The organism is Pantoea sp. DY-15 (assembly GCF_019795935.1).
GTDB classification, from domain to species: Bacteria; Pseudomonadota; Gammaproteobacteria; order Enterobacterales; family Enterobacteriaceae; genus Pantoea; species Pantoea leporis.
In genome coordinates this window covers 373,665-396,233 of record NZ_JAIMIF010000002.1, presented here as the reverse complement: position 1 = coordinate 396,233, position 22,569 = coordinate 373,665, and the positions used below count along the sequence as shown (strand labels likewise).

24 protein-coding genes are annotated in these 22,569 nt (G+C 54.3%); 12 read left to right on the top strand and 12 right to left on the bottom strand.

What is annotated here, in order from left to right:
- Nucleotides 1-14 precede the first annotated feature (14 nt).
- Both K5Y32_RS10525 and K5Y32_RS10520 read left to right on the top strand, forming a co-directional pair.
- A complete protein-coding gene (locus tag K5Y32_RS10525; RefSeq protein WP_222183480.1) occupies nt 15-1,523 on the top strand; it encodes a PTS transporter subunit EIIC in 1,509 nt (502 codons plus the stop codon).
- Between the two features lie 18 nt (nt 1,524-1,541).
- Nucleotides 1,542-2,975, top strand: a complete 1,434-nt coding sequence (locus K5Y32_RS10520; protein ID WP_222183478.1) for a 6-phospho-beta-glucosidase — start codon at nt 1,542-1,544, stop codon at nt 2,973-2,975.
- A 38-nt stretch (nt 2,976-3,013) separates the two neighbouring features.
- Here K5Y32_RS10520 and K5Y32_RS10515 read toward each other — a convergent pair whose 3' ends face one another.
- On the bottom strand, nt 3,014-3,700 hold the full coding sequence (locus K5Y32_RS10515; protein ID WP_222184287.1) for a hypothetical protein: 687 nt from the start codon (nt 3,698-3,700) through the stop codon (nt 3,014-3,016).
- A 178-nt stretch (nt 3,701-3,878) separates the two neighbouring features.
- Here K5Y32_RS10515 and K5Y32_RS10510 point away from each other — a divergent pair, with 178 nt between their 5' ends.
- The 4 genes from K5Y32_RS10510 to K5Y32_RS10495 all read left to right on the top strand — a co-directional run bounded on the left by K5Y32_RS10510 (nt 3,879) and on the right by K5Y32_RS10495 (nt 6,460).
- Nucleotides 3,879-4,232 (top strand): DUF1428 domain-containing protein, encoded by a 354-nt coding sequence (locus K5Y32_RS10510; RefSeq protein WP_222183476.1) that lies wholly within the window; start codon nt 3,879-3,881, stop codon nt 4,230-4,232.
- A 223-nt stretch (nt 4,233-4,455) separates the two neighbouring features.
- A complete protein-coding gene (locus K5Y32_RS10505) occupies nt 4,456-5,097 on the top strand; it encodes a LysE family translocator (RefSeq protein WP_110866809.1) in 642 nt (213 codons plus the stop codon).
- A gap of 122 nt (nt 5,098-5,219) precedes the next feature.
- The gene (locus K5Y32_RS10500) at nt 5,220-6,083 is read left to right on the top strand and encodes a substrate-binding domain-containing protein (protein ID WP_192413134.1); all 864 of its coding nucleotides are present in this window, start codon (nt 5,220-5,222) and stop codon (nt 6,081-6,083) included.
- Nucleotides 6,084-6,109: 26 nt separating this feature from the next.
- A complete protein-coding gene (locus K5Y32_RS10495) occupies nt 6,110-6,460 on the top strand; it encodes a DUF3147 family protein (RefSeq protein WP_222183474.1) in 351 nt (116 codons plus the stop codon).
- A 199-nt stretch (nt 6,461-6,659) separates the two neighbouring features.
- Here the strand turns inward: K5Y32_RS10495 and K5Y32_RS10490 are convergent, their stop codons facing one another.
- Both K5Y32_RS10490 and ycgZ read right to left on the bottom strand, forming a co-directional pair.
- A complete protein-coding gene (locus K5Y32_RS10490; RefSeq protein WP_101761585.1) occupies nt 6,660-6,950 on the bottom strand; it encodes a hypothetical protein in 291 nt (96 codons plus the stop codon).
- A gap of 117 nt (nt 6,951-7,067) precedes the next feature.
- The gene (gene ycgZ / locus K5Y32_RS10485) at nt 7,068-7,319 is read right to left on the bottom strand and encodes a regulatory protein YcgZ (protein WP_110866812.1); all 252 of its coding nucleotides are present in this window, start codon (nt 7,317-7,319) and stop codon (nt 7,068-7,070) included.
- Between the two features lie 274 nt (nt 7,320-7,593).
- On the opposite strand from ycgZ, the gene K5Y32_RS10480 reads away from it, so the two are divergent.
- Both K5Y32_RS10480 and K5Y32_RS10475 read left to right on the top strand, forming a co-directional pair.
- Nucleotides 7,594-7,977 (top strand): type II toxin-antitoxin system RelE/ParE family toxin, encoded by a 384-nt coding sequence (locus tag K5Y32_RS10480; RefSeq protein WP_222183472.1) that lies wholly within the window; start codon nt 7,594-7,596, stop codon nt 7,975-7,977.
- Nucleotides 7,970-8,296 (top strand): DNA-binding transcriptional regulator, encoded by a 327-nt coding sequence (locus K5Y32_RS10475; protein WP_101761582.1) that lies wholly within the window; start codon nt 7,970-7,972, stop codon nt 8,294-8,296. The genes K5Y32_RS10480 and K5Y32_RS10475 overlap by 8 nt, the downstream gene beginning before the upstream one ends.
- A gap of 102 nt (nt 8,297-8,398) precedes the next feature.
- On the opposite strand, the gene K5Y32_RS10470 is transcribed toward K5Y32_RS10475, so the two are convergent.
- Nucleotides 8,399-9,232, bottom strand: a complete 834-nt coding sequence (locus K5Y32_RS10470; protein WP_222183470.1) for an oxidoreductase — start codon at nt 9,230-9,232, stop codon at nt 8,399-8,401.
- A 111-nt stretch (nt 9,233-9,343) separates the two neighbouring features.
- Here K5Y32_RS10470 and K5Y32_RS10465 point away from each other — a divergent pair, with 111 nt between their 5' ends.
- A complete protein-coding gene (locus K5Y32_RS10465) occupies nt 9,344-10,279 on the top strand; it encodes an AraC family transcriptional regulator (protein WP_222183468.1) in 936 nt (311 codons plus the stop codon).
- A gap of 54 nt (nt 10,280-10,333) precedes the next feature.
- Nucleotides 10,334-11,536: an FAD-dependent oxidoreductase gene (locus tag K5Y32_RS10460; protein WP_222183466.1), complete on the top strand. Its 1,203-nt coding sequence runs from the start codon at nt 10,334-10,336 to the stop codon at nt 11,534-11,536.
- Between the two features lie 158 nt (nt 11,537-11,694).
- Here K5Y32_RS10460 and yddG read toward each other — a convergent pair whose 3' ends face one another.
- The 7 genes from yddG to K5Y32_RS10425 form a co-directional block, all read right to left on the bottom strand.
- Nucleotides 11,695-12,582, bottom strand: coding sequence for an aromatic amino acid DMT transporter YddG (yddG, locus tag K5Y32_RS10455; protein ID WP_222183464.1), 888 nt, complete (start codon nt 12,580-12,582; stop codon nt 11,695-11,697).
- A 113-nt stretch (nt 12,583-12,695) separates the two neighbouring features.
- Complete coding sequence (locus K5Y32_RS10450; RefSeq protein ID WP_222184285.1) at nt 12,696-14,372, bottom strand: ABC transporter ATP-binding protein; 1,677 nt, start codon at nt 14,370-14,372, stop codon at nt 12,696-12,698.
- Nucleotides 14,372-15,238, bottom strand: coding sequence for an ABC transporter permease (locus K5Y32_RS10445; protein ID WP_222183462.1), 867 nt, complete (start codon nt 15,236-15,238; stop codon nt 14,372-14,374). Before K5Y32_RS10445 ends, K5Y32_RS10450 begins: the two co-directional genes overlap by 1 nt.
- A complete protein-coding gene (locus K5Y32_RS10440; RefSeq protein WP_255602551.1) occupies nt 15,235-16,269 on the bottom strand; it encodes an ABC transporter permease in 1,035 nt (344 codons plus the stop codon). Before K5Y32_RS10440 ends, K5Y32_RS10445 begins: the two co-directional genes overlap by 4 nt.
- Complete coding sequence (locus K5Y32_RS10435) at nt 16,269-16,994, bottom strand: aspartate/glutamate racemase family protein (protein ID WP_222183461.1); 726 nt, start codon at nt 16,992-16,994, stop codon at nt 16,269-16,271. The genes K5Y32_RS10440 and K5Y32_RS10435 overlap by 1 nt, the downstream gene beginning before the upstream one ends.
- On the bottom strand, nt 16,991-18,529 hold the full coding sequence (locus K5Y32_RS10430; protein ID WP_255602550.1) for an ABC transporter substrate-binding protein: 1,539 nt from the start codon (nt 18,527-18,529) through the stop codon (nt 16,991-16,993). The genes K5Y32_RS10435 and K5Y32_RS10430 overlap by 4 nt, the downstream gene beginning before the upstream one ends.
- A gap of 337 nt (nt 18,530-18,866) precedes the next feature.
- The gene (locus tag K5Y32_RS10425) at nt 18,867-19,718 is read right to left on the bottom strand and encodes a Vmh family MBL fold metallo-hydrolase (protein ID WP_222183459.1); all 852 of its coding nucleotides are present in this window, start codon (nt 19,716-19,718) and stop codon (nt 18,867-18,869) included.
- A gap of 122 nt (nt 19,719-19,840) precedes the next feature.
- On the opposite strand from K5Y32_RS10425, the gene K5Y32_RS10420 reads away from it, so the two are divergent.
- The gene (locus K5Y32_RS10420) at nt 19,841-20,719 is read left to right on the top strand and encodes a LysR family transcriptional regulator (RefSeq protein WP_222183458.1); all 879 of its coding nucleotides are present in this window, start codon (nt 19,841-19,843) and stop codon (nt 20,717-20,719) included.
- Nucleotides 20,720-20,840: 121 nt separating this feature from the next.
- Here K5Y32_RS10420 and K5Y32_RS10415 read toward each other — a convergent pair whose 3' ends face one another.
- On the bottom strand, nt 20,841-21,611 hold the full coding sequence (locus K5Y32_RS10415; RefSeq protein WP_222183456.1) for a helix-turn-helix transcriptional regulator: 771 nt from the start codon (nt 21,609-21,611) through the stop codon (nt 20,841-20,843).
- A gap of 117 nt (nt 21,612-21,728) precedes the next feature.
- On the opposite strand from K5Y32_RS10415, the gene K5Y32_RS10410 reads away from it, so the two are divergent.
- Nucleotides 21,729-22,517, top strand: a complete 789-nt coding sequence (locus tag K5Y32_RS10410; RefSeq protein WP_222183454.1) for a sulfite exporter TauE/SafE family protein — start codon at nt 21,729-21,731, stop codon at nt 22,515-22,517.
- The last annotated feature ends 52 nt before the right edge of the window (nt 22,518-22,569 follow it).

Sequence of the window (22,569 nt, the reverse complement as noted above, 5' to 3'; positions counted from 1 at the left end):
AATGGAAGAAAACCATGGCAATAGATTATGCGGATTCTGCGAAAGAGATCGTTAGACTGATAGGTAGCGATAATAATGTGATAAGTGTGACACATTGCGCTACACGTTTGAGGTTTGTGCTGAAAGATTATTCTCTGGTCGAGGTTGAATCACTAAAGCGGGTAAAAGGCGTTATCACCGCGATGCAGGCCAGCGGCCAGATGCAGGTGGTGATTGGCAATCACGTTGGTGATGCTTATCGCGAAGTGCAGAATCTACTCACTTTCGACGAAAGTACAGCGGTACCACCGCCTAGTGTCGGTATGGTTAGCCGCATTATGGATATCATCTCCAGCATATTTGCGCCTTTTCTCTATCCACTGGCAGCCTGCGGTGTGTTGCAGGGCATCATTTCGCTGCTGACCGCCATCGACCTGATGGATCCGGCAAGCGGCACTTATCGCATCCTTAACTTCGTTTCTTGGACCGGTTTCACCTTCCTGCCCGTGATGGTGGCGTTTACCGCCGCCAAAAAATTCAATGTCAATCCGTTCACAGCGGTTATCTCCGCCTGCGCGCTGGTGTCGCCGGATTATCTGAGTATGTTGACGGCCAACAAAATCCTTACCGCTAACTCAGCCGATCCCGCAGTGCAGGCCTTGATGAAGGGCGCGGTTGAAAATCCCGAGATTTCAAGGGTGATGGTGCAGATCGCTGGCATTCCGCTTGATGCCGCGCCGCTGACCTTTATTGGGCTGCCGGTAGAGTATTTGAGTTACACCTCGTCAGTGATCCCCATTATTTTGATGGTGTGGGGCATGTCGTATGTACAGCGTTTCTTCGAGCGCCTGCTTCCGATGGTGATACGCAACCTGTTCACGCCTATGTTCTGCCTCGCCATCATGGTTCCGTTCACGCTTCTGGCATTCGGTCCGATCGGTAATATGATCGGCGGCGCCATCGGTGGCGTCTATAACACCCTTTATCATCTCAGCCCTGCCATTGCCGGATTTGTGGTTGGTGCCTTGTGGATGCCACTGGTTACCTTGGGCGTGCATTGGGGCATCACGCCAGTGACCGTCGGTAACTATGCCACCCTGGGCTACGACACCTTTACCGGACTGCAAGCCTCCGCGGTATTCGGTATGGCGGGTGCGGTACTGGGCGTATACCTGAAGGCGAAAGACGCTGAGCTTAAGCGCATGGCGCTCTCTGCGGGTGTAACGGCGCTGTTCGGCATCACTGAACCCGCCATTTACGGTGTGGCTCTGCGTCTTAAACGACCGATGATTTGTGGCTGCCTGGCGGGCGCTGCCGGCGGCATGATCGCCGGGGCTTTCAACGCGGTTTCATGGAGTTACTGCATTCCCGGCATTGCCGTCCTGCCGGTGTTCTTTAAAGAGGGGCACATGACGCAGTTCCTCGGCTTCCTGGTATCCATATTCGTCGCCTTCATATTGGGCATGGTTTTCTCCTGGGTCGCGGGATTTAAAGAAAACAGCCAACCTGACGTTCGCTCTGTGCCGCAGCCTGGCACCCTCTGATAAATAGAGATAAAGATTATGAATAAGCCATTTCCAGAAAATTTCATGTGGGGCGGCGCTGTTGCCGCTCATCAGGTCGAGGGAGCCTGGGATAAAGGCGGTAAAGGCCCGAGCATAGTCGATGTCCTGACCAGCGGGGCGCAAGGTGTTGATCGCGTCATCACCGCCGACATTCAGGATGACTGCTTTTATGCCAATCACGAGGCATCAGACTTTTACCATCGCTATCCTGAGGATATCGCGCTGTTGGCCGAAATGGGCTTCCGCTGCTTCCGCACCTCAATTGCCTGGTCGCGTATTTTTCCACGTGGCGATGAAGCCGAGCCGAACGAAGAGGGGTTGCGTTTTTACGATGCGCTATTCGATGAGCTGCTGAAATACGGGATTGAACCGGTAATTACGCTGTCCCATTTTGAGATGCCAAACTTCCTGGTCACCGAATATGGCGGCTGGAAAAATAGAAAAGTTTTGGAATTCTTTGTCCGCTTCAGCGCGGTGGTCATTAATCGTTTCCAGCACAAAGTAAAATACTGGATGACCTTCAACGAAATTAATAATCAGCGCAACTGGAAAACCCCGCTGTTTGGTTATTGCTGCTCGGGCGTTATTTTCACCCACGAGCCTAATCCTGAAGAGTGCATGTATCAGGTTCTGCACCATCAATTTGTGGCGAGTGCTCAAGTGGTGAAGTTGGGACATGAAATTAATCCTGCACTACAAATTGGATGCATGATCGCCATGGTGCCGCTCTATCCGTTTTCCTGTCATCCAGATGACGTGATGTATGCTCAGGAAGCGATGAGGGAGCGATTCCTATTCAGTGACGTGCACATGCGCGGTCATTATCCGGCTTATATTCTCAATGAATGGCAACGCAAGGGATACCACATTGCAATGGAAGCCGATGATGCGCAGATCCTGCGGGAAGGCTGTGCCGATTATATCGGGCTGAGCTATTACATGAGTAATGCGGTCAGTAAAGAAAATGCCGGCAGCGGGACGGCGCTTTCAGGCTTTGAGGGCAGCGTACCGAATCCGCACGTTAAAGCTTCAGATTGGGGCTGGCAGATCGATCCGGTTGGGCTGCGTTATGTTCTGAATATTCTTTATGAGCGTTACGAAAAGCCGCTATTCGTGGTGGAAAACGGTTTTGGTGCCATCGACAAAATGGATGAAAAGGGCGAGATCAATGATGACTACCGCATCGATTATCTGCGGGCGCATATTGAACAGATGAAGAAAGCCGTGACCGAAGATGGCGTCGATCTTATGGGATATACCCCTTGGGGATGTATTGACTGCGTGTCTTTCACCACCGGCCAATACAGCAAGCGCTATGGTTTTATTTACGTAAATAAAAACGATGATGGTAGCGGTGATTTTTCCCGCTCGAAGAAGAAGAGTTTTGACTGGTATCGCCGGGTCATCGCCAGCAACGGCGAAGAACTCTAGCGAAATATGTGCGACAGGGATGTCGCACATTGAGATCCTTATGGCTTCTCTTTTTCGTCTTCAACTGGAATCAGCGGTTCATCAATAGCGATGGATGAATTAGATTTCAGCAGCTGAATATCCAGAATCACGTAGGTCATGGTGGTGATGAACAGTGAAATCACGCTGCCAATCACGCCGCTGGTGGTGAAAGTGAAATAGTTATACATCACCACCCAGGTCACACAAATAAACAGCGCTAGCGCAACGTTAATTGCCGATTGCGAATAATTCGTGGTGCGTGATCCCATTTCATTAATTTGCCGACTGAAATTAGCGCCGCTGTATTTCTCCAGCACAAATATTCCCTGTTCCCAGTTACGCAAGCGTCGAGCGCCGCTGCGAGTCAGAAATACGTACAGCAGCGAGACGAATAAACCAGAAAAAGCAATCAGTACCGGCACCGCTTCCAGCGCATAAGCTAGGCTTTTATGGCTTGATGCCTGCGGCGTGAGATCCAGCGTTAAGGACGCGCCGAGTGCGGCATATAAAAATACAAACAGCAGCAGAAACAGCGCGTTGCGGCGCCAGTCGAGGTCGGCTTCGTGATTCTTTTGATGTCGTGCGCTGTGCAGCGCCTGCTGTAATAACGTGGCATCGGTGGATGCAGTGTCAATACTCTCAATCTCTTCACCCAACAAACGGTGAATAAACGGCTGATCGGCCGGTTCAATGGTGATGCGCATAGATTTCTCGGTGACGTAACGATCAAAGGCGTCAGTGTAACGTAAATCGTCTGGCGCGCGCAGAATCTGCGAGTAAGCGCGCAAATTTTCATCTCTGTTTCGGCTCAGCTTGCACATCATTTATACAATTAATGCGCGGTTATTACTGACCGCGCAAATGACGACGGAGTAGCGAGCTATGTCGTATGTTGATGGTTTTGCCGTAGCGGTGCCGGAAGCTAATAAGGAGGATTATCGTGCCATGGCGGCTAAAGCCGCACCGCTGTTTAAAGAGTTTGGCGCCACGCGTGTTGTCGAGTGCTGGGCAGACGATGTTCCCGAAGGCGCGCAGACCGATTTTTATCGTGCGGTAAAAGCCGAAGAGGGCGAAACGGTGGTGTTCAGCTGGATCGAATACCCATCGCGAGAAGTGCGTGACGCCGCCAATGCCAAAATGATGTCCGATCCGCGTATGAAAGAGATGGGCGAGAATATGCCGTTCGATGGTAAGCGTATGATCTATGGCGGATTCGCGATATTGCTGGAGGCGTAGTTGAGTATTTGCAACTGCAGTGAACCGTAGCGGCGCAATTTATTGCGCGATAATTCGCGTCGCTACGAAATGTACGGTGATTTGATGCGGTACTTAATTTATCGGCCTTACGCGATTTATCTCGATATGTTTAATCATTGTGTGTCTCTTACTTCTATTGTGCGCAATTAATTGCGCCGCTACGATAGGTGCTGGAATTATTCACCTTTTACAAGGAGTCACTATGCTGGATATCACGCACTTTCCGCTTTTCCTCGCATCCGTATTTCTGCTGTGTATTACACCGGGACCGGATTTAGCTTATGTCGTAGGACAAAGCGTAGCGAATGGACGACGTAGCGGTGTGATATCAGCCAGTGGCGTAGCGCTAGGAAGTTGCACGCATGCCATTGCCAGCGCAATCGGGTTAACGGCGCTAATTACCGCTTCGCCACTGTTATTTACGGTGATTAAATATATTGGTGCGGCGTATTTAATTTATCTGGGCAGTAAGATGGTATGGGGAACCTTTTTTAGCCGTGAAGAAGAGAAAACACCGCAGGCTGAAATTCCACGCTCTAATACGCGCAGCTTATTAATTCGCGGTTTTATTACATCGATTACCAATCCAAAAGTATTGCTGTTTTTCATCTCCTTTTTTCCACAATTCGTGGTAGTTGATGGCGATCATCATGCCAGCTCGTTTCTGTTGCTCGGCCTGACGTATGCGGTTGTGGGTTTAATGACTGACGTGATATTTGCTCTGGTTGCTGGCAGCGCGGCTAGCGCGGTGTCGCGCAACGTGATGTTGCAGAAATTGCTTGATCGTGTGGTGGGCATCACCTTTATCGGTTTAGGCGTACGCCTGGCGCTGACGCGTCGTTAACAAATTCGTCTCAGTAATAACGGCCAGCGATTGGCGCTCGCGGATTATTCGGGTAACGTGGAATGCTTAACTTTGTTACCTACAAATAATTACCGCACGCTAAGTTGCAGGAGAGTCATTTCATGGCCGTTAATTCTAATATCGTCGGCATTGTCAGCGATGAGTTCATCAATCCCAACACCGTAAAGCTGCTTAATGAAGTCACACGCCAGTTGAATGAGCGTGGTTTTATTACGCTGCTGCTGAATGCGAATTCCCGCGAAAGTTTTCAAAGCGCGCTGCGTAATGCGGCGCAACTTCCTGTCGGCGGCTTGGTTTTTCTGACTTCGCTGTTTAGCGATGAATTGAGTGTGTCGGCCGAGATTCTGCCGCAGACGGCAACGGTTCATCTCAGCCACAGCGCCAGCGCGGATGCTAACGTTGTGATTGCGGATGGTTATGACGCAGGCGAAGAGATGGGACTGCTGCTGCTGTCGCAAGGTCATCAACGTTTCGGCTTTATGCACAGTCAGGAAAATAGCGCGCCCGCGCGACAGATGGACGGTTTTGTCGCTAGCCTGCAAGCTGAACAGAAAGAACTGAATATCGAGCTCTCTGCCGGTGGCAACGATCGCGAACTGGCTTATCAGGCAATGATGGCGTACTTGAAGAAAACGCGCGCTGCCGAGCGCATCAATGCGCTGTTTTGCGAAAGTGATGTGCTGGCGTTCGGCGCGTTACAAGCGGTGCGCGACTTCGCGCAAGGCGCACATGTTGCGGTGGTGGGTTTTGATGATGTCGATGAGGCGCGCGCGTCAACCTGGCATCTCACCAGTTGGGCGCAGCGACGGGATTTGCTGGTGGCCGAAGCGCTGAATCGTTTACTGGAAAACCGTGCCGATACCAGTAACGCCTGGCAGCAGGGCGAAATGCAGGTGCGCCATTCACATCACGGCAAACATGTGCCGGGCGAAATGTCGCAGTGCGGATGTGCGATTCGGCATTAATCGCCTGAAGCAGGAAGGATAATCGGATGCTCTGGCTCATCGCCAAATACGTCATAACCGCTGGCATGGTAGTGCTGATATCTGAAGTGGCTAAGCGTAGCGATCGCCTTGGCGGGCTGATTGCCGCACTGCCTTTGGTGACGGTGCTGGTGCTGATCTGGATGAAGCTGGAAGGCCAAAGTCAGGCCAAAATTGCCAGTCACGCGTGGTACACCTTCTGGTATGTGGTGCCGACCTTGCCGATGTTTGTCGCCTTTCCATTTCTCTATCAACGCCTCGGATTCTGGCCGACGTTGTTCGCGAGTTGCGTGCTCACCATCTTGCTATTTCTGCTTTGGGCCACGCTGCTCAAGCGTTTTGGTATTGAGTTGGTGTAAGTTTATTAGGATAACGCTTCACCAATATCCGATCTTGCAATGCATCCATCTGCATTTCAGGAATAAGCTGAGTCAACAGGCCGCTCTCGGCGAAAGGCGATCCTTCCGGTCCAGTGTGGCGCGCGAAGAAAATAAGCGTGATGTGTTTACATTGAAAAACAAAAGGGCGAACGCGGATCAACCAGCATTCGCCCAACGTTTAGTGCTTGGTTCCATTACCTGAACCGTCACGATTGCGGAAAATATGCGTCACGTTATCGGTGTTTTTGATCGCTATTCCGCTCTGCTGCGGGGTTTCGATATGATTCATCACTTCCGACATCGCACGGCTCAGCGCTTGCTGGCGCGGCGGATCGCGTTCAATCGAAGCCATCACGCGCAATTTATCAAGCAGCGCGCGAGTAGAAACCGGGCCGGATTTTTTCAGCAACTGTAAAATCGCATCGCCCATGATGATGTCGGTGAGCCGTTCTTCATCACTTCTGTACATATATTCTCTCTGATTACCGCGGCAGACCTGCGGCAAATAACTAAGTGGATTCAGTCTAACCAGTAGCTGAATGAGGCGGAAACCACTTGGTTAATTCTCAGGCCAGCGGCGCCTGATTTAGGCTTCTCGTTCTACGGAAAACATCAGGCCGATTAATTGCTGATAGTGAATTTCCGCTTCAGTACCGCGTGCTTGCTCCATACGGCACAGCAGCTTGGTGCATAGTGTTTTACGGCTTAACGTCCGTCCTGAACGTAAGATTTCAACCACAATCTGCCCCAGCGTTTCCTGCTGCGAAGGCAAAGAGGCTTCTTTGAAGTAGCGTGCAATTGCTTCCGACGCTGTGGAAAAGTTACGATCCTGACGCATGGTTCCATCCTCAAGGTTGACGTATAACTTTAGCCATCAAACTTATACAAATTTAATTAATATGTACAGGAATATGGCGAATCAGTTGCCTAGTCATTTGGCCAAAAGTGCTAATTTATTGTTAACAATCACTTAAGGAACAGGTCAGGGAGGCTGAGTGTATTTCATACAATGCTTAGTGATGAAGGCTGTTCTTGAGTATATGTATTGCACTTAGTACAATAGGTTTTCATGCCAGGACAAGGAGAGTCCTCATTAAGAACGGAGGGAACACATGGCAATTTATGTCTTAAAGCCATTCGATAGAAACACCAAAGGTGACGCTATCGATAGTGCAAAATTATGCAAAGCGGCGCTGGAAGTCATGGCAGGGATTTATGAAGCCAGTTTCGGCGGGGGAGTTTACAAGAAGCGCATTCCTTTAGTTGTTGGAAAAAGTGGCGGGGCCCGGGCGGTTGTAGCCTTTAAAACTGAAAAACATCTTTTTTTCGTCAACGGCTATGCTAAATCCGCATTCAAAAGTAGTGGTCGAGAGATATCTGAATCTGATCTCGCTCTCTACAAGGAAGTGGCCAAACAACTATTTGAAATGACATCAGAACAAGCAAAAGTAGCCATCAAGACTGGCAAGATGCGTGAGGTAAAATGTGATGGTTAATCATCTGAAAGATTTACAAGAGATCGCCAAGGATTTTAATGAAATTGGCGTGGTCACCGATGAGCTAAAAGAAAAAATTGATTCTCGTGTGAGATTGCGTGAATTGCGCGCTTCGCTACCTGTCCTGCACATGATGTCGGGAGATGAAATAAATCAGTTACGTCAACGTTATAATCTGAGCCAGGCGATGCTGGCCGCCTACGTCGGCATGTCAGTGGGGACGGTAGTGAAGTGGGAACGAGAAGAGAAAAAACCTAACGGAGCAGCACTGCGATTGCTCAATCTTATCGAGCGAAAGGGGTTGGAAGTGCTGCAATAATGCCTGTCAGTTGAGGGTAAATCGGTCGCCATGAATGTCAGCGTGGCGAGATTTTATAGGGTGCGCATTCATGCGCACCTGAATATCACCGCAATTATTCCATCAGCCATCCGTCGATCGCGTCAGTGCTTCCCAGCGATCAATCTCCGCGCTGAATGATTCCATCTTCTGCCGCACCAATGCCAAAGCATCGCTGCCCAGCAACAGATGCGCGGGTGGATTGCTGCTTTCGATCACATTGAGCATCGCGCTGGCGGCTTTATGCGGATCGCCCAACTGTTTGCCATTCTTCTCTTCACGCGCCTGCCGAATCGGATCGAACAGCGCATCATAATCGGCGATGCTGCGTGCGCTGCGCACCATCGAACGCCCGGCCCAATCGGTGCGAAACGATCCGGGTGCGACGGCGGTTACATGAATATTGAACGGCGCCAGCTCTTTGCTCAGGGTTTCCGAAATCCCTTCCAGCGCAAACTTGCTGCCGCAGTAATAGCTGATGCCAGGCAGGGTGATAAAACCGCCCATCGAGGTGATGTTGAGAATGTGGCCCTGACGGCGCTGGCGCATAAAGGGCAGCAGCGCTTTAATCATCGCCACCGCGCCAAACACGTTGACGTCAAACTGGCGGCGCATCTCGTCCAGTGATGATTCCTCCATCACGCCTTCGTGACCGTAACCGGCGTTGTTCACCAACACATCAATTGGGCCAACGTGGGTTTCAACATCGGCAATTAACGCCTCAATGGCGGCGAAATGGGTGACATCCAATTCATAGGCGAAGGCATTTTCCGTATGCAAATTTTCAAACTCGGCTTTTGCCGTAGCATTGCGCACCGTACCGACCACGCGATAGCCACGATTTAGCGCAACCTGCGCCAGCGCGCGGCCAAATCCGCTGCTGACGCCAGTGATGAATAATGTTTTAACGTTGGACATTTGCGGTTTCTCCTCAAAAAGTAGAGGATGCATAATATTCTGGAGATGAAACAGCTATAAGGCCTTATCTTGTTTAATTCTTGCCTAATATTATGAAGGTGATGTTATTCGATGAAAGAAACGCTCCAGCAGCAAACCGTACAACTGCTTAAAACGTTAGCGCCACAGGAAGGTTACAACCTCACCGCGTTGCCGGACGTGCGCATCCTGCGTTCCAATCGGCCGCTGGCGCGTACGCCGGTGCTGTACGACCCGGGCATCGTGATTGTTTGTCAGGGATCGAAACGCGGCTTCTTTGGCGATCAGGTTTATCTCTACGATGAGCAGCACTATCTGGCGGTTGCGGTGCCGGTGCCTTTTACCATGGAAACCTCGGCATCGGCGGAACATCCGCTGCTGGCGATTTACCTGCATCTCGATTTCAGCGTGGCGACGGAGTTGCTGTTGCAGCTGGAGCAGCAAGATGTGGCCCTTGAGAGCCAGGCGGCGCAGAGCATGATGTCGAGCCCCATGGACCAGACGTTGCGCGAGACGGTCTTGCGCTTTCTCACAACGCTAAATCATCCGCTGGATGCGAAGATGCTCGGTCCAGCGCTGGTGCGTGAGCTCTATTACCGCGTGCTGACCGGTGCGCAGGGCAGCGCGCTGCGAGCGGCGCTCACCCTGCAAGGGCAATTTGGCAAAGTGGGCAAAGCGCTGAGCCACATTCATTCGCACTATGCGCAGCCGCTGACGCTGGGACAACTCGCGGCGCTGGCTGGCATGAGCGTGCCCACTTTTCACACCCATTTCAAAGGCATCACTAATCAGCCGCCGATGCAGTATGTGAAGTCGGTACGATTGCATCAGGCGCGCATGTTGATGGTGCGTCAGGAGATGACGGCGGCTGCGGCCTGTCACGCGGTGGGCTATGAGAGCGCCTCGCAGTTTAATCGTGAGTTCAAGCGTCTGTTCGGTTTGCCGCCGGCCGAAGAGATCAAACGCATGCAGCGTAACTTTGCCGTGCCGCCAGCACATCAGGCATCGGCGTTCGTTTCATCGCATTAACGCCAGGGTATGCTATAAATGATAACGATTATCATTTTTGGCGTGAGGCAGAGGATGCAGGCAGCACAGGAAAACGCGATAAACGCGGATTGTTGTATCGTTGGCGGCGGTCCGGCAGGATTAATGTTGGGCTATTTACTGGCGCGCGCGGGCTTACGCGCCGTGGTTATTGAGAAACATCCCGACTTCCTGCGCGATTTTCGCGGTGACACCATTCATCCCTCAACGCTGGAGATTATGCGCCAGCTGGGATTGCTCGATGAGCTGCTGACCTTGCCGCACCAGCGCGCGGAGAAGCTGCAAGCGGAAGTGGCTGGGGAAGAGATCACCATGGCGGATTTCTCGCGTCTGCCGGTTCAGTGCCGCTTTATCGCCTTTATGCCGCAGTGGGACTTCCTCAACTTTCTCGCCAAAAAAGCCGCCAAATTTCCAGGTTTTACCCTGTTGCAATCCACCGCATTTGATGACTTTGTTTATGACGATGGCGTAATCAGTGGCGTGCAAACGTTACAGGGTAACGAGTGTCACATCATACGCACCGCTTTAGTGATAGGTGCGGATGGCCGCAATTCGCAGGTCAAAGCCAAAGCCGGATTAACCGGGAAAAGCTTTGGTGCGCCACGCGATGTGTTGTGGTTCCGGCTGGAGAAACATCCCGACGATCCGCAACTCGGTATGGGCCATAAAGGACCCAAGCAGAACTTTATTGTCATCGATCGCGGCGATTACTGGCAGTGCGGCTACACCATCCAGAAAAACCAGTTCGACGAGTTAAAGCTGGCGGGACTGGATGCGCTAAAAAGCAGCATGGCGCAGGTGGCTCCGTTCAGTGCAGAGCGCATGGCGGAAGTTGATGAGTGGGACAAACTTAAGCTGTTGTCGATTCGCATCGACCGCCTCGATCACTGGATGAAACCGGGCGTGCTCTGTATCGGCGATGCTGCGCATGCGATGTCGCCGATTGGCGGCGTGGGGGTTAACCTGGCGATTCAGGATGCGGTGGCCGCAGCCAATATGCTGACCAAACCGCTGCAGCAGGGCAATGTTGCCTTGCACGATCTGCAAAAAGTACAGCAGCGCCGCCAGTTCCCAACGGTCGCCACCCAATTCCTGCAAATCAAAATGAGCAGCAACAAGCGCAAACGCAGCACACCAAGCAAAGTGCCGCAGATCATCAGCCGCTTTCCGTTCCTGCGCCATCTGTTTGGCCGCCTGATTGGCCTCGGATTCCGCACCGAAAAGCCGCGTTATTTATAACCGGCAAAAAAAAGCCCGCTAAGCGCGGGCCAGGTAAAGGTTACCAATCTAAAATTCTCGTAGCAACGCATTGCTGTGTGTTGCGTCGCTATAATAGCAACAGATCGCCATCTGTGCAGGAAAGGATCAACGAGTTAATTTTGTTCTAAGGATAAGCATTATGCTTGCTGCACCCGCGTTGACCACCAGCACATCAGCGATCCCAGGCTGACCATCGCGGTGCCTTGCCAGAAGGCGACGGTCAAATGCGAGCGCAGAATAAAGGCGGCGAGAATCGAAGAGATGATCGGAATGAAGTAGGACGCGGCGGCCAAAAGGGTCACGTTGCCATGCAAAATGCCGACATTCCATGCGGCATAGCCAAAGCCCATCGCCATCGCAGCAAGCGCCAGACTGATGCAAACCTCAGCGGATAGCATAAACGGCGGCTGCGGCGAGAGCAAAAACTTCAGCCACAGCGTCAGCGCAGTCAGGATAAAGAACAGCGTTATCCCATTGTTGCCGTCAGCAATTTTTTTGGTTACCACACAGTACACCGCCCAGATAACCGCGCCGCTCAACGCCAGGCCGTAACTCAACGGATTATCCATCACGTTATGGGTGATTTCGCTGAATGAAAAACCTTGGTCGCCGCCCAACACGCGACAAATGCCGGCAACCGCCAGCAACAAACCCGGAACAATCAGCGGATGGGTTTTTTGTCGATTGACTATCACCGCGAAAACAATGGTCAAACTTGGCCACAGATAATTGACCATGCCAACTTCAATCGCCTGGCGACCGCTGTGGGTAAAGCCTAATGAGAGTGACAGGCAGAGTTCATAACAGACGAACAGCACGCTGCCGATAATCAAATAACTGCGCGGGAAAGCGCGCAGCTTTGGCAAGCCTACGGTGAAAATCAGCAAAATAGCGCTGGCGCTATAGATAAGCGCCGCGCCGCCCACCGGGCCGAATCCTTCGCTGACATTTTTAATCAGTCCTACAATCGCGCTCCACAGCAGAATGGCCAGCAAGCCAATCAGCGTCGCCTTCTTTTGGGGCATGACCCGCCACCTTATTTCGCAAATTCGGGCCAAAATCCTATCAAATCAAACGTGCTTTGTATTTGCTGGATTTCCTTCTGGGATGATGGTCGCCATTTATAGTGACCGCAAAGTTAACCCGTTCCCGTCATCAGCGACTGAACCGCAGGCTTACGCACCGACGCCAGCAACTGTTGGGTATACGCATGCACCGGGCGCTGCCAAATCTGCTGATGATCGCCTTGCTCCACCATCTCGCCCTGATACATCACCATCACGCGGTCGGCGATGTAACGCACCACCGCCAGATCGTGCGAGATAAACAGCAGCGAAAGATTGCGCTGCTGCTTCAGGCTCACCAGCAAATTGAGGATCTGCGCCTGCACCGACACATCCAGCGCCGACACCGGCTCATCACAAATCAGCAAATCAGGATCGAGAATCAGCGCGCGCGCAATGCCGATGCGCTGGCGCTGGCCGCCGGAAAACTCGTGCGGATAGCGTTGCAACGCATGCTCCGGCAAACCCACCTGATCAAGGATGTCACGCACCGCGCGCTGCTGCTCAGCACGTGATCCGCGTCCGTGTACACGCAGCGGCGTGCGCAAAATCTCCTCCACCGAGTGACGTGGATTAAGCGACGAAAACGGATCCTGAAAAATCATCTGGATACGCGGACGCAGCAGCGCGCGCTGGCCGTTGCGCAGGTGATCGATGCGCTGCCCGGCAAACTGAATCTCGCCGCCGTCGGGTTTCAGCAGGCCGAGGATCAGGCGCGATAGCGTGGATTTCCCGCAGCCCGATTCGCCTACCAATCCAAGCGTTTCACCTTGTCGGATATGCAGCGACACACCGCGTACCGAGGCGCTGCCCGGCGGCATCGCGGGATAACGAAAATGCAGCTGATCCAGCGACAGCAGCGGGGCAGATTGCGCATCAATCTCCGGCAGCGCTAACGCCTCCGGCGTCATCAGGCGCGGCGGTCCATCCGGATGATGCACGATCTCCGTCAAGCGTCGCTGGCGATAATGCGGCGTTTCGCCAGCGTGCAGCGAGGCGGCCAGCAAGCCACGCGTGTAAGGATGCTGCGGCTGAGCGAACAGCGCGGCTTTGCTGCTCTCCTCGACTTTGATTCCGCGATATAGCACGGCCACGCGATCGGCGTATTGCTCCACCAGTCCTAAATCGTGGGTGATAAACAGAACGCTCATGCCGAGTTGATGGCGCAGGCGATCCAGCAGTTCGAGGATTTGTTTTTGCACCGTGGCATCCAGCGCGGTGGTCGGTTCATCGGCAATCAGCAGCTGCGGCTCGCAGGCAATCGCCATGGCAATCATGATGCGCTGGCGCTGCCCGCCGGAAAAATGGTGCGGATAATCATCAATACGTTGCTGCGCGTGGGGAATATTCACCTGCTCCAGTAAGGCAATCGCGCGCTGACGCGCTTCCCGCGCACGCAGCCCAAGATGCAGCTGCACGGTTTCGGCAAGTTGCTGCCCGACAGTAAGCACCGGATTGAGTGACGTCATCGGATCCTGAAAGATCATGGCGATGGATTTGCCGCGCAAACGGCGCAGCGTCGCTTCCGGCTGCGCCAGTAAATCCAGACCCTGATAACGGATTTCTCCGGCGAGCGTAGCGGCTGAAGGCGTCAGGCGCAGCGCGGCCAGCGCGGTGATTGATTTACCGCTGCCGGATTCGCCCACCAGCGCCAGCATTTCGCCGGGCTGCAAGCTGAGATTCAGATCCTGCACCGCATGGCGATCGCCGAAACGCGCACTAAAGTGACGGAACTCGAGAATCGCACTCATCATGCAGCTCCTTTGCGGCGGGGATTGAGCCAGTCATTCAGCGCATCGCCCAGCAGATTCAACGCCAGAATGGTGGCGGCCAGCGCGCTGCCGGGCAGCACCGCGAGAAACCAGGCATTTTGCAGCGATTGTCGGCCATCGCCAATCATGCCGCCCCAACTGATGCGATTGGGATCGCTGAAGCCGAGAAAACCCAGTGAGGATTCAGTGAGAATGGCGCTCGCCATCATCACCGACAGCGTGACGATCAGCGTCGGCAGCAAATTGGGCAGCAGCTCACGCAGCAGAATCCGCAGCGGGCTATAACCCAGCGTTTGCGCGGCCAGTACAAACTCCTGATGGCGCAGCAGACGACATTCGGCGCGCACCAGCCGCGCAATCATCGGCCAGCTCGCCACGCCAATGGCGCAAGCGATGTAATTTACCGTGGGATGACCAATCGCCACTAGCACCACCACCAGCAGAAACGCCGGAAAGGTTTGAAACAGCTCGCTGATGCGCGTGACGATGCGGTCGGTTTTGCCGCCGAAATAGCCGGCGCTGGCACCGGCAAGCAGGCCGATGATCAGGCTTACCAGCACTGCCGTCGCGCCAATTTGCAGCGACACGCGCGCACCGTGGAAAATCCCGGCGGCTACGTCGCGCCCGAGCGAATCGGTGCCAAGCGGAAATTGCGCGTCATCGCCGGGCCAGAGAAACGGCTGCGCGATCATCTCCAGCGGATCGCCGGGGAAAAGCCAGTCGGCGAGCAACGCCATCAGCAGCACGGCGGCCAGCAGCACGCTGCCGATTATCGCTTCCAGCGAACGAAACAGACGATGCCAGCGCGGCCGCACTGGTGAGGAATGTAACGCTAAGCTCTTCATGCGCGGCCCTCCATGCGCGGATCGATCAGGCTTTGCAGCAGATCGACCAGCACGTTAACGATCACCACCATAAAGGCCGACAGCAGCAAAATGCCCAGCACCACGTTGAAGTCGCGCGCGATGATCGCTTCCATCGCCAGGCTGCCCAATCCCGGCCAGCTGAACACGGTTTCAATCACCGCCGCGCCGCCAAGCAGGTTGCCAAAATAGAGCCCGGCAACGGTGGTTACCGGTGTTAGGGCGCAGCGCAGCATGTGGCGTGACACGATGCGCCACGGCGCTAAGCCTTTGGCGTGAGCGGTGCGGATAAAATCCTGATCGGCGACGTCAAGCAGAGCGCTGCGCGTCGGGCGCGCATAGATAGCGATGAAGTAGCTGCTCAGCGCCAGCACCGGCAACACCGCGTGGCGCAGTTTATCCAGCAGCGCGTCGCCGCCAGACAAATTCGCGCCAATGATTTGATTGCCGCCGCTGGGCAGCCAGTTCAACTGCACGGAAAACAGTAGCAGCACCAGCAAGCCGATCCAGAATCCCGGTAGCGAATAGAGCAGCAGATTGACCAGCGTTAACAGGCGATCCGGCCATTTATTGGCCCACACCGCCATGATCACACCAAACCCGATGCCGACCAGCAGCGCCACCGCTTGCGCCAACAGCATCAGCAGCAGCGTGTCAGGCAAGCGCCCAACAATCAGCGACGTGACATCGGTGCCAAAGCGCGGCGAATAGCCGAGGCTGAAGTGCGCCAGATGCCATAAATAGTTCCAGAACTGCGTCAGCACCGGCTGATCCAGCCCGTACTCGGCACGCAGCCACGCCATGGTTTCTGCCGACGCGCTGCCCGACTGGCTCGCCATCACATCCACCACATCGCCCGGCACCAGTTGCAGTAGCACGAACACCACCAGCACAATGCCGAGCGCGGCGGGCACCGCCTGAATCAGCGCACTGCGCAGCGCGTACAGCACGCGCTTGCTGGTGCGCGACAGCGGCAACGCAGGTTTCTGCTCCGCCGCATGGCTGCGTGACATCAAAGGGTCCATTGCGCACCTCGATCCCAGTGCGACGGGCGCAGCGCGGCCTGGAAGCTGTTCACCAGCGTCAGCGTGTCGTAAACCGGCAAGCCAAAGCGCTGTTGCAGCAGGGCGCTAAACGGCGCCAGATTGGTGCACTCCAGCAGCAGCGCGCCGCTGTTGGGGAAGCGTTGTAGCGCGGCAGCAGTCGCCGCAAGCACTTCGTAGGCGAGTGTTTCCCAGTTGACGCTGCTGTCACCGGTGCGAATCGAGCGCACAAATTCTGACTCGGGCGGCATGCCGGCAACCTGGGCATCGGCGGGAATGCCGACGCGCGTCAGGTAATCGGCTTTCAGCGTGCTCTCATCAAAAGTGAGGATCAGCGGCGGTTTTTCGGCAGGCAAAATTTGCCGCAGGCTGACATATTGCAACAAGCTGCTGGTGACAATCGGCACCGGCGACCACGCCGCCAGCTCTTGCTGATACCACGATAAGTAGCCGCAGCTGGTGGTCAAGCCATCGACGCCTTGATCGATAAGGATCTGCGCCGCACGCTTAAACGGTTCCAGCAATTGATGTTCGCCGAGATGTCCCATGCGCTGCGGGATGGCTTCTTCCACCACCTGATAACGTACCGGGAACGGCCAGGTTTGCGGATTGCCAATATCGCCCTGATAGCGGCGAAACGCGGTTTTCACCATCAGAATACCAATGGTGGCGGGCTGGTAAGCGGCGCGACTCATTTTTCCACCCATACGCTGGATAAATTGCCTTCGAGGCCATCGGCGGTTGGCGAGTGATCGTGCACGCGTTTGTTGCTGATGGTGATGAACTGCGGTGAGGCGAGATTCACATCCGGCACGTCACGCTGCACGATATCCTGGAACTGCTGGAACTCTTGCAGACGTTTACTATTGTCATTCTCGGTTTGAGCCGCTTCGAGCAGGCGATCAACCTCAGCATTCTGGTAATGGGAAATATTGGTAAACGGCACGCCCGGGCGGTAGTTCTTCGACCAGTAAAGACGCTGCACGCCGACGGTAGGATCGTAGAGATTGGCGTACTGATCGATGGAGAACTGGAAGTCACGCTGGGTAAAGACGCGCGTGGCGTAGGTTGACAAGTCCTGCGAACGCAGCGTGGCGGCGATACCGATGCGCGCCAGCGCCGAACGCACAAACTCGGCGTTGCGACAGAAGGTATCGTCAAAGGTGTTGTAATCAAGCGTGACGCGCAGACGCACGCCATCATCGCCTTTCTTGTAGCCCGTCTCGTCCAACAGTTTATTGGCGGCCGCCAGATCGTACTGATACGGCGAAAGTTTGTTGCTGTGGAAAGCTTTCAGGCCCGGCGCGACCGGCGTTTCGGTTGGCGTGGCATAACCGAAATAGACCACGTTGAGCAAGGCTTTGCGGTTGATGGCATGCGCAATCGCCTGACGAACGCGCAGATCTTTGAACAGCGGATCATCCAGATTGAAGTGAATCGATGCCACGCTGTAGGAGTAATTATTGCCTTTGGTTTCAAATACCAGCTTTGGATTTTCCTGCAAACGCTTCAGCTCGCTGAGCGCCACCGGCGTGCGATAACCGATATCAGCCTGGCCGGTTTGCAGCGCAAGTGATCGCACGGTGGGATCGGTCGAGAACTTCACTACCAATTGATCGATATACGGTTTTGGTGCATCCCAGTAATTCGGGTTGCGCTTATAAAGGATATAGCTGCCGCGCTCCCATTTTTCGAAAATATAAGGCCCGGTGCCAATCGGCGCATTATTATTGGGATTCTTCAAAACATCGCTGTTTTCATAAATATGTTTCGGCAGAATTGGCGTTTCACCGGCCGCAAAGGCGGTAATTAAATAGGGCGCGGGATGGCTTAATACCAGCACGGCGGTTAACTCATCCGGCGTTTCGATGCTGGCGACGTTGGCAAAAGTAGATTTCGCACGCGGGTGAGTTTTCTTCAATAAATCAATCGAGAACGCCACATCGGTTGAGGTAAAGGGCTGGCCGTCATGCCACTTCACGCCTCTACGCAGATGGAAGGTGTAACGTTTGCCGTCTGGGCTGATCTCCCATGAAGTGGCCAGCTGCGGCAGCGGCTTGAGGTTGTAATCGTAGGTGAGCAGGCCTTCGTTGACCTTGGCGCTGGCGGCAATCACCGGCTGCGCCACGGTCGCCAGCGCCACCAGCGCCGAAGGTTCGCTTGGCAAAATCAGCGTGAGCGTGCCGCCTTTTTGCGGCGTTTCTGCGTTAGCAGAATTAATTAAAAGCATTCCCAATAGTGTAAATAATAAAATCCGACCTAATAGCCGTAATGAATTCATTGTAATAACCCTTTGTGAGAATAATCAGTAACGATGCAGGCTCAGGGAAATTAACAGGCGAATTCTGTTTTTCCTATTAACTAAAATGGCTTTGGATTGCTGGAATATGGATATTTGCGGAGGTTGGGTTTAGTGCGGGTTGGAATAACGGTCGCCATAAATGGCGACCCTACAACGGATTGGTACGGGTTTTCGAACGGTCGCCATAAATGGCGACCCTACAACGGATTAGTGCGGGTTTTCGTAGGGTCGCCATTTATGGCGACCTCACTCACTGGAACATCAATTACCACTTCATCTCGCCAGTATTCACTTTGGCGCTCAAATCCAACGAACTTTCCTCCAGCAGATGCGGATAAGCGGCTTTCATGGTCTCGATCACCTGCGCCGAACCTTTATGCTGCTGCAGCGCTTTCTCAAAGGTTTGTAGATAGTTCAAAGTAAACGTAATTGCCGCATCACCCGTCGGGCGCTCGCCGAGATAATGCCCCGGAATCACCTGCTTAGGCTGCAGTTTTTGCATCTCGCTCAACACATTGCGCCACTGCTGACGAATGGCAGGCGTTTGCGTATCAGCAGTCCAGACGTGAATGCCGGAAGCCACGCCGGTGCCGCCGAGAATCGTTTTATTCGCCGGGATCCACACGTAAGCCGCGTAATCATTGGCGTGACGCAGTTCCAGCGTTTCACCGTCGACTTTAAAGCTGGTGGCATGCGTAACCTGCGGAACATACAGCTGCTTTGGTGCGCCGTCCTTCATCTGCGGACCCCAATACGCCAGCTTGGCGGCTTTGCTGGCTTCGATGTGTTTTACCACCTCCGGCGTTGCCACGATCTTCACCTGAGGGAACGCTTTTACAATCGGTTCCAGACCAAAATAGAAGTCAGGATCGCCAGAGGTGATAACGATCTGCGTCAGCTTTTTGCCGCTGGCTTTGATCATCTGCACCAGCTTCTCGCCGTCTTTGGTGCTGAACTGCGCATCAAACAGTATCGCTTCGTGCGGACCAGAAACCAGCGTCGAAGAGACCGGGAAAATGCCGTTCTCCTGCGGGTTATACACTTCTAAATTGAGCGGCGCAGCGAAGGCCGGCAGGGCGGCAAAGGCCAATGCCAGCGTCAACGTTTTCATTTTCATCGAATTTTCCTTTCTCCGGCACCTCGCCGTCTTTGAGGGCTTTATTGTAGAGAAATTGCTGGCTGGTAGAATTCCCGAAACTGGATATGATCAGTTTCATAAAACGATCAGATGGAGCCAACATGGACAGAGTCACGGCGTCAACGGTGTTCAACCGCATTTGCGAGCTAGGCAGCTTAAGTGCTGCGGCGCGTGCGCTGGATATTTCGCGGCCGATGGTCAGCCGCTATCTGGATGAAATGGAGAAGTGGGCCGGTGCGCGTTTACTGCACCGATCATCGCGCAAACTAACTATCACGCCCGCTGGCGAGAAGATCCTCGAAAAATCGCGCGCGCTGGCGAGATTGGCTGAAGAGATTGCCGATCAGGGCGCGGATAGCGAACCACACGGCACCTTGCGCGTCGCCTGTGCGCACTCTACCGCCACGCATATTCTTGGCCCGATGATTCCGGCATTTCTCGCCCGTTTTCCGGCGGTGCGCATCGAGCTGGAGATCAACAATCAGCCGGTGAGTTTAATCGGCGAGCGCATTGATGTGGCGGTACGGATTACCGACGATCCCGAATCTGGCGCCATTGCGCGCCGCTTAGGCGAGTGTGTTTCGGTAGTGTGCGCATCGCCAGACTATTTGCAGGCGCGCGGTGCGCCGCAAACGCCTGCCGATCTTACGCAGTATAACTGCCTGCATTACAGCCGTTTCGCCGGGCAGAGCTGGCAGTTTTCCGATGCGCAGGGCGAAACTATTTCAGCGGCGGTACACGGCAATTTCAGCGCCGGTATCTCGTCGGTGTTGTGTGATGCGGCGGTCGCCGGTTGCGGTTTAGCGATGGTGCCGGAGATGGAAGCGCGCCACGCCATCGACAATGGACAGCTGCAAACCGTGCTGCCGGCATATCAGCCAAAAACGCTGGCGATCTATGGCCTCTACATGTCACGGGAACGGCAACCGGCGGCGCTGCGGGCGTTTCTCGATGCGGTGCAACAGCAGTTAACCGCCTAAACGTTCGACACGCAATTGGTGTGCAAGTAATCAGAGCATATTCAGTGTGTTAAGCAAGTAAAGGTAGCTTTAGAGAGCCGGTTTTCAGCCTGAAATCGCCAAATACGTGGTGAAACTTTGCTCAGCTGTGATCGCTATAGAACGACGGAACCTGACCGGTTACGCGGCGAAACATGGTGGAGAAGGCCGAACTGCTGTCATAGCCGAGCGAGAGCGCCACGTCGTTGACGGATTTGCCCGCCACCAGCCGCGCCAGCGCCGTTACCACGCAGGCGCGTTGTCGCCAGGCGGAGAAGGATAAACCGGTCTGCTGAAGGAAATGGCGGCGGAAGGTGCTGAGGCTCATAAACAGTGCGCTGGCCCAGCGATCAGCCGCGTCATGAATGGTTGGCGCCTGCAAGAAGTTCTGGCATTGCGCCAACAGCGCCGGATGCTGCGGCAGTGGAATATCAAATTCCCGTACAGGCATTGCCGCTAACTCCAGCAGCAGCAACTGCACCAGCGATCGATCGCGATCCGATGCGTATAACAGCGGTAAATCAACGGCTTCAATCAATAGCTGTCGCAGCAGCGGCGAGACGCTGATGACGCGGCAGCGATCGCTATCGCGCAAATCTGCCGCGCAAACCGGCTCGATATACAGACTGCGCGTTGAGACGCCGACAAACTTCACACTGTGCGCGGTGTCAGGCGGAATCCACACCGCATGCTGCGGCGGAACCACCCATTCGCCCGCCTGGGTCGAAACGTGCATCAAACCCGTCGCGCCATACAGCAACTGCGCGCGGCGATGGCGATGCGCTGGCAGCACAAATCCCTGCGCATAGTCATTCCCCAGCGCCACCACGTCACGATCAATCTTGTCGTATTTATCAATGTGGCTATTACGCATACCCGGCATCCACCGCAAATTGACTGATTTGCAAGGGTAATTGAGCGCTGCACAAATGGGAAGCGGGTAGGTTGCTGCGTAAGCTGCATCACTCTTTTCATGACGTAGAGAAAGGCGATGAACGAGCTGTTAATAATTGGGCTGGCGGGGTTTGCCACCGGCATCACCACGGTGTTGTTTGGCTTTGGCGGTGGTTTTGTGGTGGTGCCGTTTGTCTATCAACTGCTGTCGCAGCAGCCATTACTGGCGGCGCAGGCGATGCATATCGCGGTGGCGACCTCAACGGCGGTGATGATTTTCAACGCCGGTTGGGCCAGCTATCAAAACTGGCGGGCGGGCAAATTGCATACAGACATTTTGCTGCCGCTAATCAGGTTTATCGCGCTGGGTGCGGTGATTGGATCCTGGCTGGCAGGCATGATCAGCGATACGTGGGTGCGCAGGCTGTTTATGGTTTACATGGTGGTAACCATCGCCGATTGCCTGCTGCGCAAAGGTTTCTTCAGCCGCGCGGCACCGCGAAGGTTGTCGCGCCTAACCGCCAGCGTGGGCGGCACAATGATTGGTGTTATTGCTGCGATGCTCGGCGTCGGCGGCAGCGTGATGACCGTGCCGCTGCTGCGTCGTCATGGCTATGCCATGCGCGACTGCGTCAGCGCGGCCAATCCGCTGTCGCTGCCGGTGGCCATTTTGGGTGCTACGACGTACGCCATCAGCGGCTGGCAGCAGATTCCCGCCAGCGGTTATCTCGGTTTTATCAGCCTGAAAATTTTACTGCTGCTGGTGGTCGCCGGTTTTATCGGGATCGTGTTTGCCCGCCGCTGTATTCCGGCGGTGCCCGATGTCTGGCATGCGCGTATCTATGTGCTGCTGTTGTGCATGGTGCTGGTGGCTATCGCGGTTTAAAAAAGGCGATCGTTAAGCCAATTCTAAGCTTCGCCACGTACATTGCCCTCAT

Bases quoted from the DNA above. Each gene is read 5' to 3' on its own strand.
- K5Y32_RS10430 (WP_255602550.1), bottom strand. From the start codon at position 18,529: ATGCTTTTAATTAATTCTGCTAACGCAGAAACGCCGCAAAAAGGCGGC.
- K5Y32_RS10515 (WP_222184287.1), bottom strand. From the start codon at position 3,700: ATGCGCATCACCATTGAACCGGCCGATCAGCCGTTTATTCACCGTTTG.
- K5Y32_RS10460 (WP_222183466.1), top strand. From the start codon at position 10,334: ATGCAGGCAGCACAGGAAAACGCGATAAACGCGGATTGTTGTATCGTT.
- K5Y32_RS10440 (WP_255602551.1), bottom strand. From the start codon at position 16,269: ATGTCACGCAGCCATGCGGCGGAGCAGAAACCTGCGTTGCCGCTGTCG.
- K5Y32_RS10520 (WP_222183478.1), top strand. From the start codon at position 1,542: ATGAATAAGCCATTTCCAGAAAATTTCATGTGGGGCGGCGCTGTTGCC.
- yddG (WP_222183464.1), bottom strand. From the start codon at position 12,582: ATGCCCCAAAAGAAGGCGACGCTGATTGGCTTGCTGGCCATTCTGCTG.
- K5Y32_RS10505 (WP_110866809.1), top strand. From the start codon at position 4,456: ATGCTGGATATCACGCACTTTCCGCTTTTCCTCGCATCCGTATTTCTG.
- K5Y32_RS10425 (WP_222183459.1), bottom strand. From the start codon at position 19,718: ATGAAAATGAAAACGTTGACGCTGGCATTGGCCTTTGCCGCCCTGCCG.
- K5Y32_RS10445 (WP_222183462.1), bottom strand. From the start codon at position 15,238: ATGAAGAGCTTAGCGTTACATTCCTCACCAGTGCGGCCGCGCTGGCAT.
- K5Y32_RS10510 (WP_222183476.1), top strand. From the start codon at position 3,879: ATGTCGTATGTTGATGGTTTTGCCGTAGCGGTGCCGGAAGCTAATAAG.
- K5Y32_RS10525 (WP_222183480.1), top strand. From the start codon at position 15: ATGGCAATAGATTATGCGGATTCTGCGAAAGAGATCGTTAGACTGATA.
- K5Y32_RS10465 (WP_222183468.1), top strand. From the start codon at position 9,344: ATGAAAGAAACGCTCCAGCAGCAAACCGTACAACTGCTTAAAACGTTA.
- K5Y32_RS10450 (WP_222184285.1), bottom strand. From the start codon at position 14,372: ATGAGTGCGATTCTCGAGTTCCGTCACTTTAGTGCGCGTTTCGGCGAT.
- K5Y32_RS10470 (WP_222183470.1), bottom strand. From the start codon at position 9,232: ATGTCCAACGTTAAAACATTATTCATCACTGGCGTCAGCAGCGGATTT.
- K5Y32_RS10415 (WP_222183456.1), bottom strand. From the start codon at position 21,611: ATGCGTAATAGCCACATTGATAAATACGACAAGATTGATCGTGACGTG.
- K5Y32_RS10480 (WP_222183472.1), top strand. From the start codon at position 7,594: ATGGCAATTTATGTCTTAAAGCCATTCGATAGAAACACCAAAGGTGAC.
- K5Y32_RS10410 (WP_222183454.1), top strand. From the start codon at position 21,729: ATGAACGAGCTGTTAATAATTGGGCTGGCGGGGTTTGCCACCGGCATC.
- ycgZ (WP_110866812.1), bottom strand. From the start codon at position 7,319: ATGCGTCAGGATCGTAACTTTTCCACAGCGTCGGAAGCAATTGCACGC.
- K5Y32_RS10500 (WP_192413134.1), top strand. From the start codon at position 5,220: ATGGCCGTTAATTCTAATATCGTCGGCATTGTCAGCGATGAGTTCATC.
- K5Y32_RS10435 (WP_222183461.1), bottom strand. From the start codon at position 16,994: ATGAGTCGCGCCGCTTACCAGCCCGCCACCATTGGTATTCTGATGGTG.
- K5Y32_RS10490 (WP_101761585.1), bottom strand. From the start codon at position 6,950: ATGTACAGAAGTGATGAAGAACGGCTCACCGACATCATCATGGGCGAT.
- K5Y32_RS10475 (WP_101761582.1), top strand. From the start codon at position 7,970: ATGGTTAATCATCTGAAAGATTTACAAGAGATCGCCAAGGATTTTAAT.
- K5Y32_RS10495 (WP_222183474.1), top strand. From the start codon at position 6,110: ATGCTCTGGCTCATCGCCAAATACGTCATAACCGCTGGCATGGTAGTG.
- K5Y32_RS10420 (WP_222183458.1), top strand. From the start codon at position 19,841: ATGGACAGAGTCACGGCGTCAACGGTGTTCAACCGCATTTGCGAGCTA.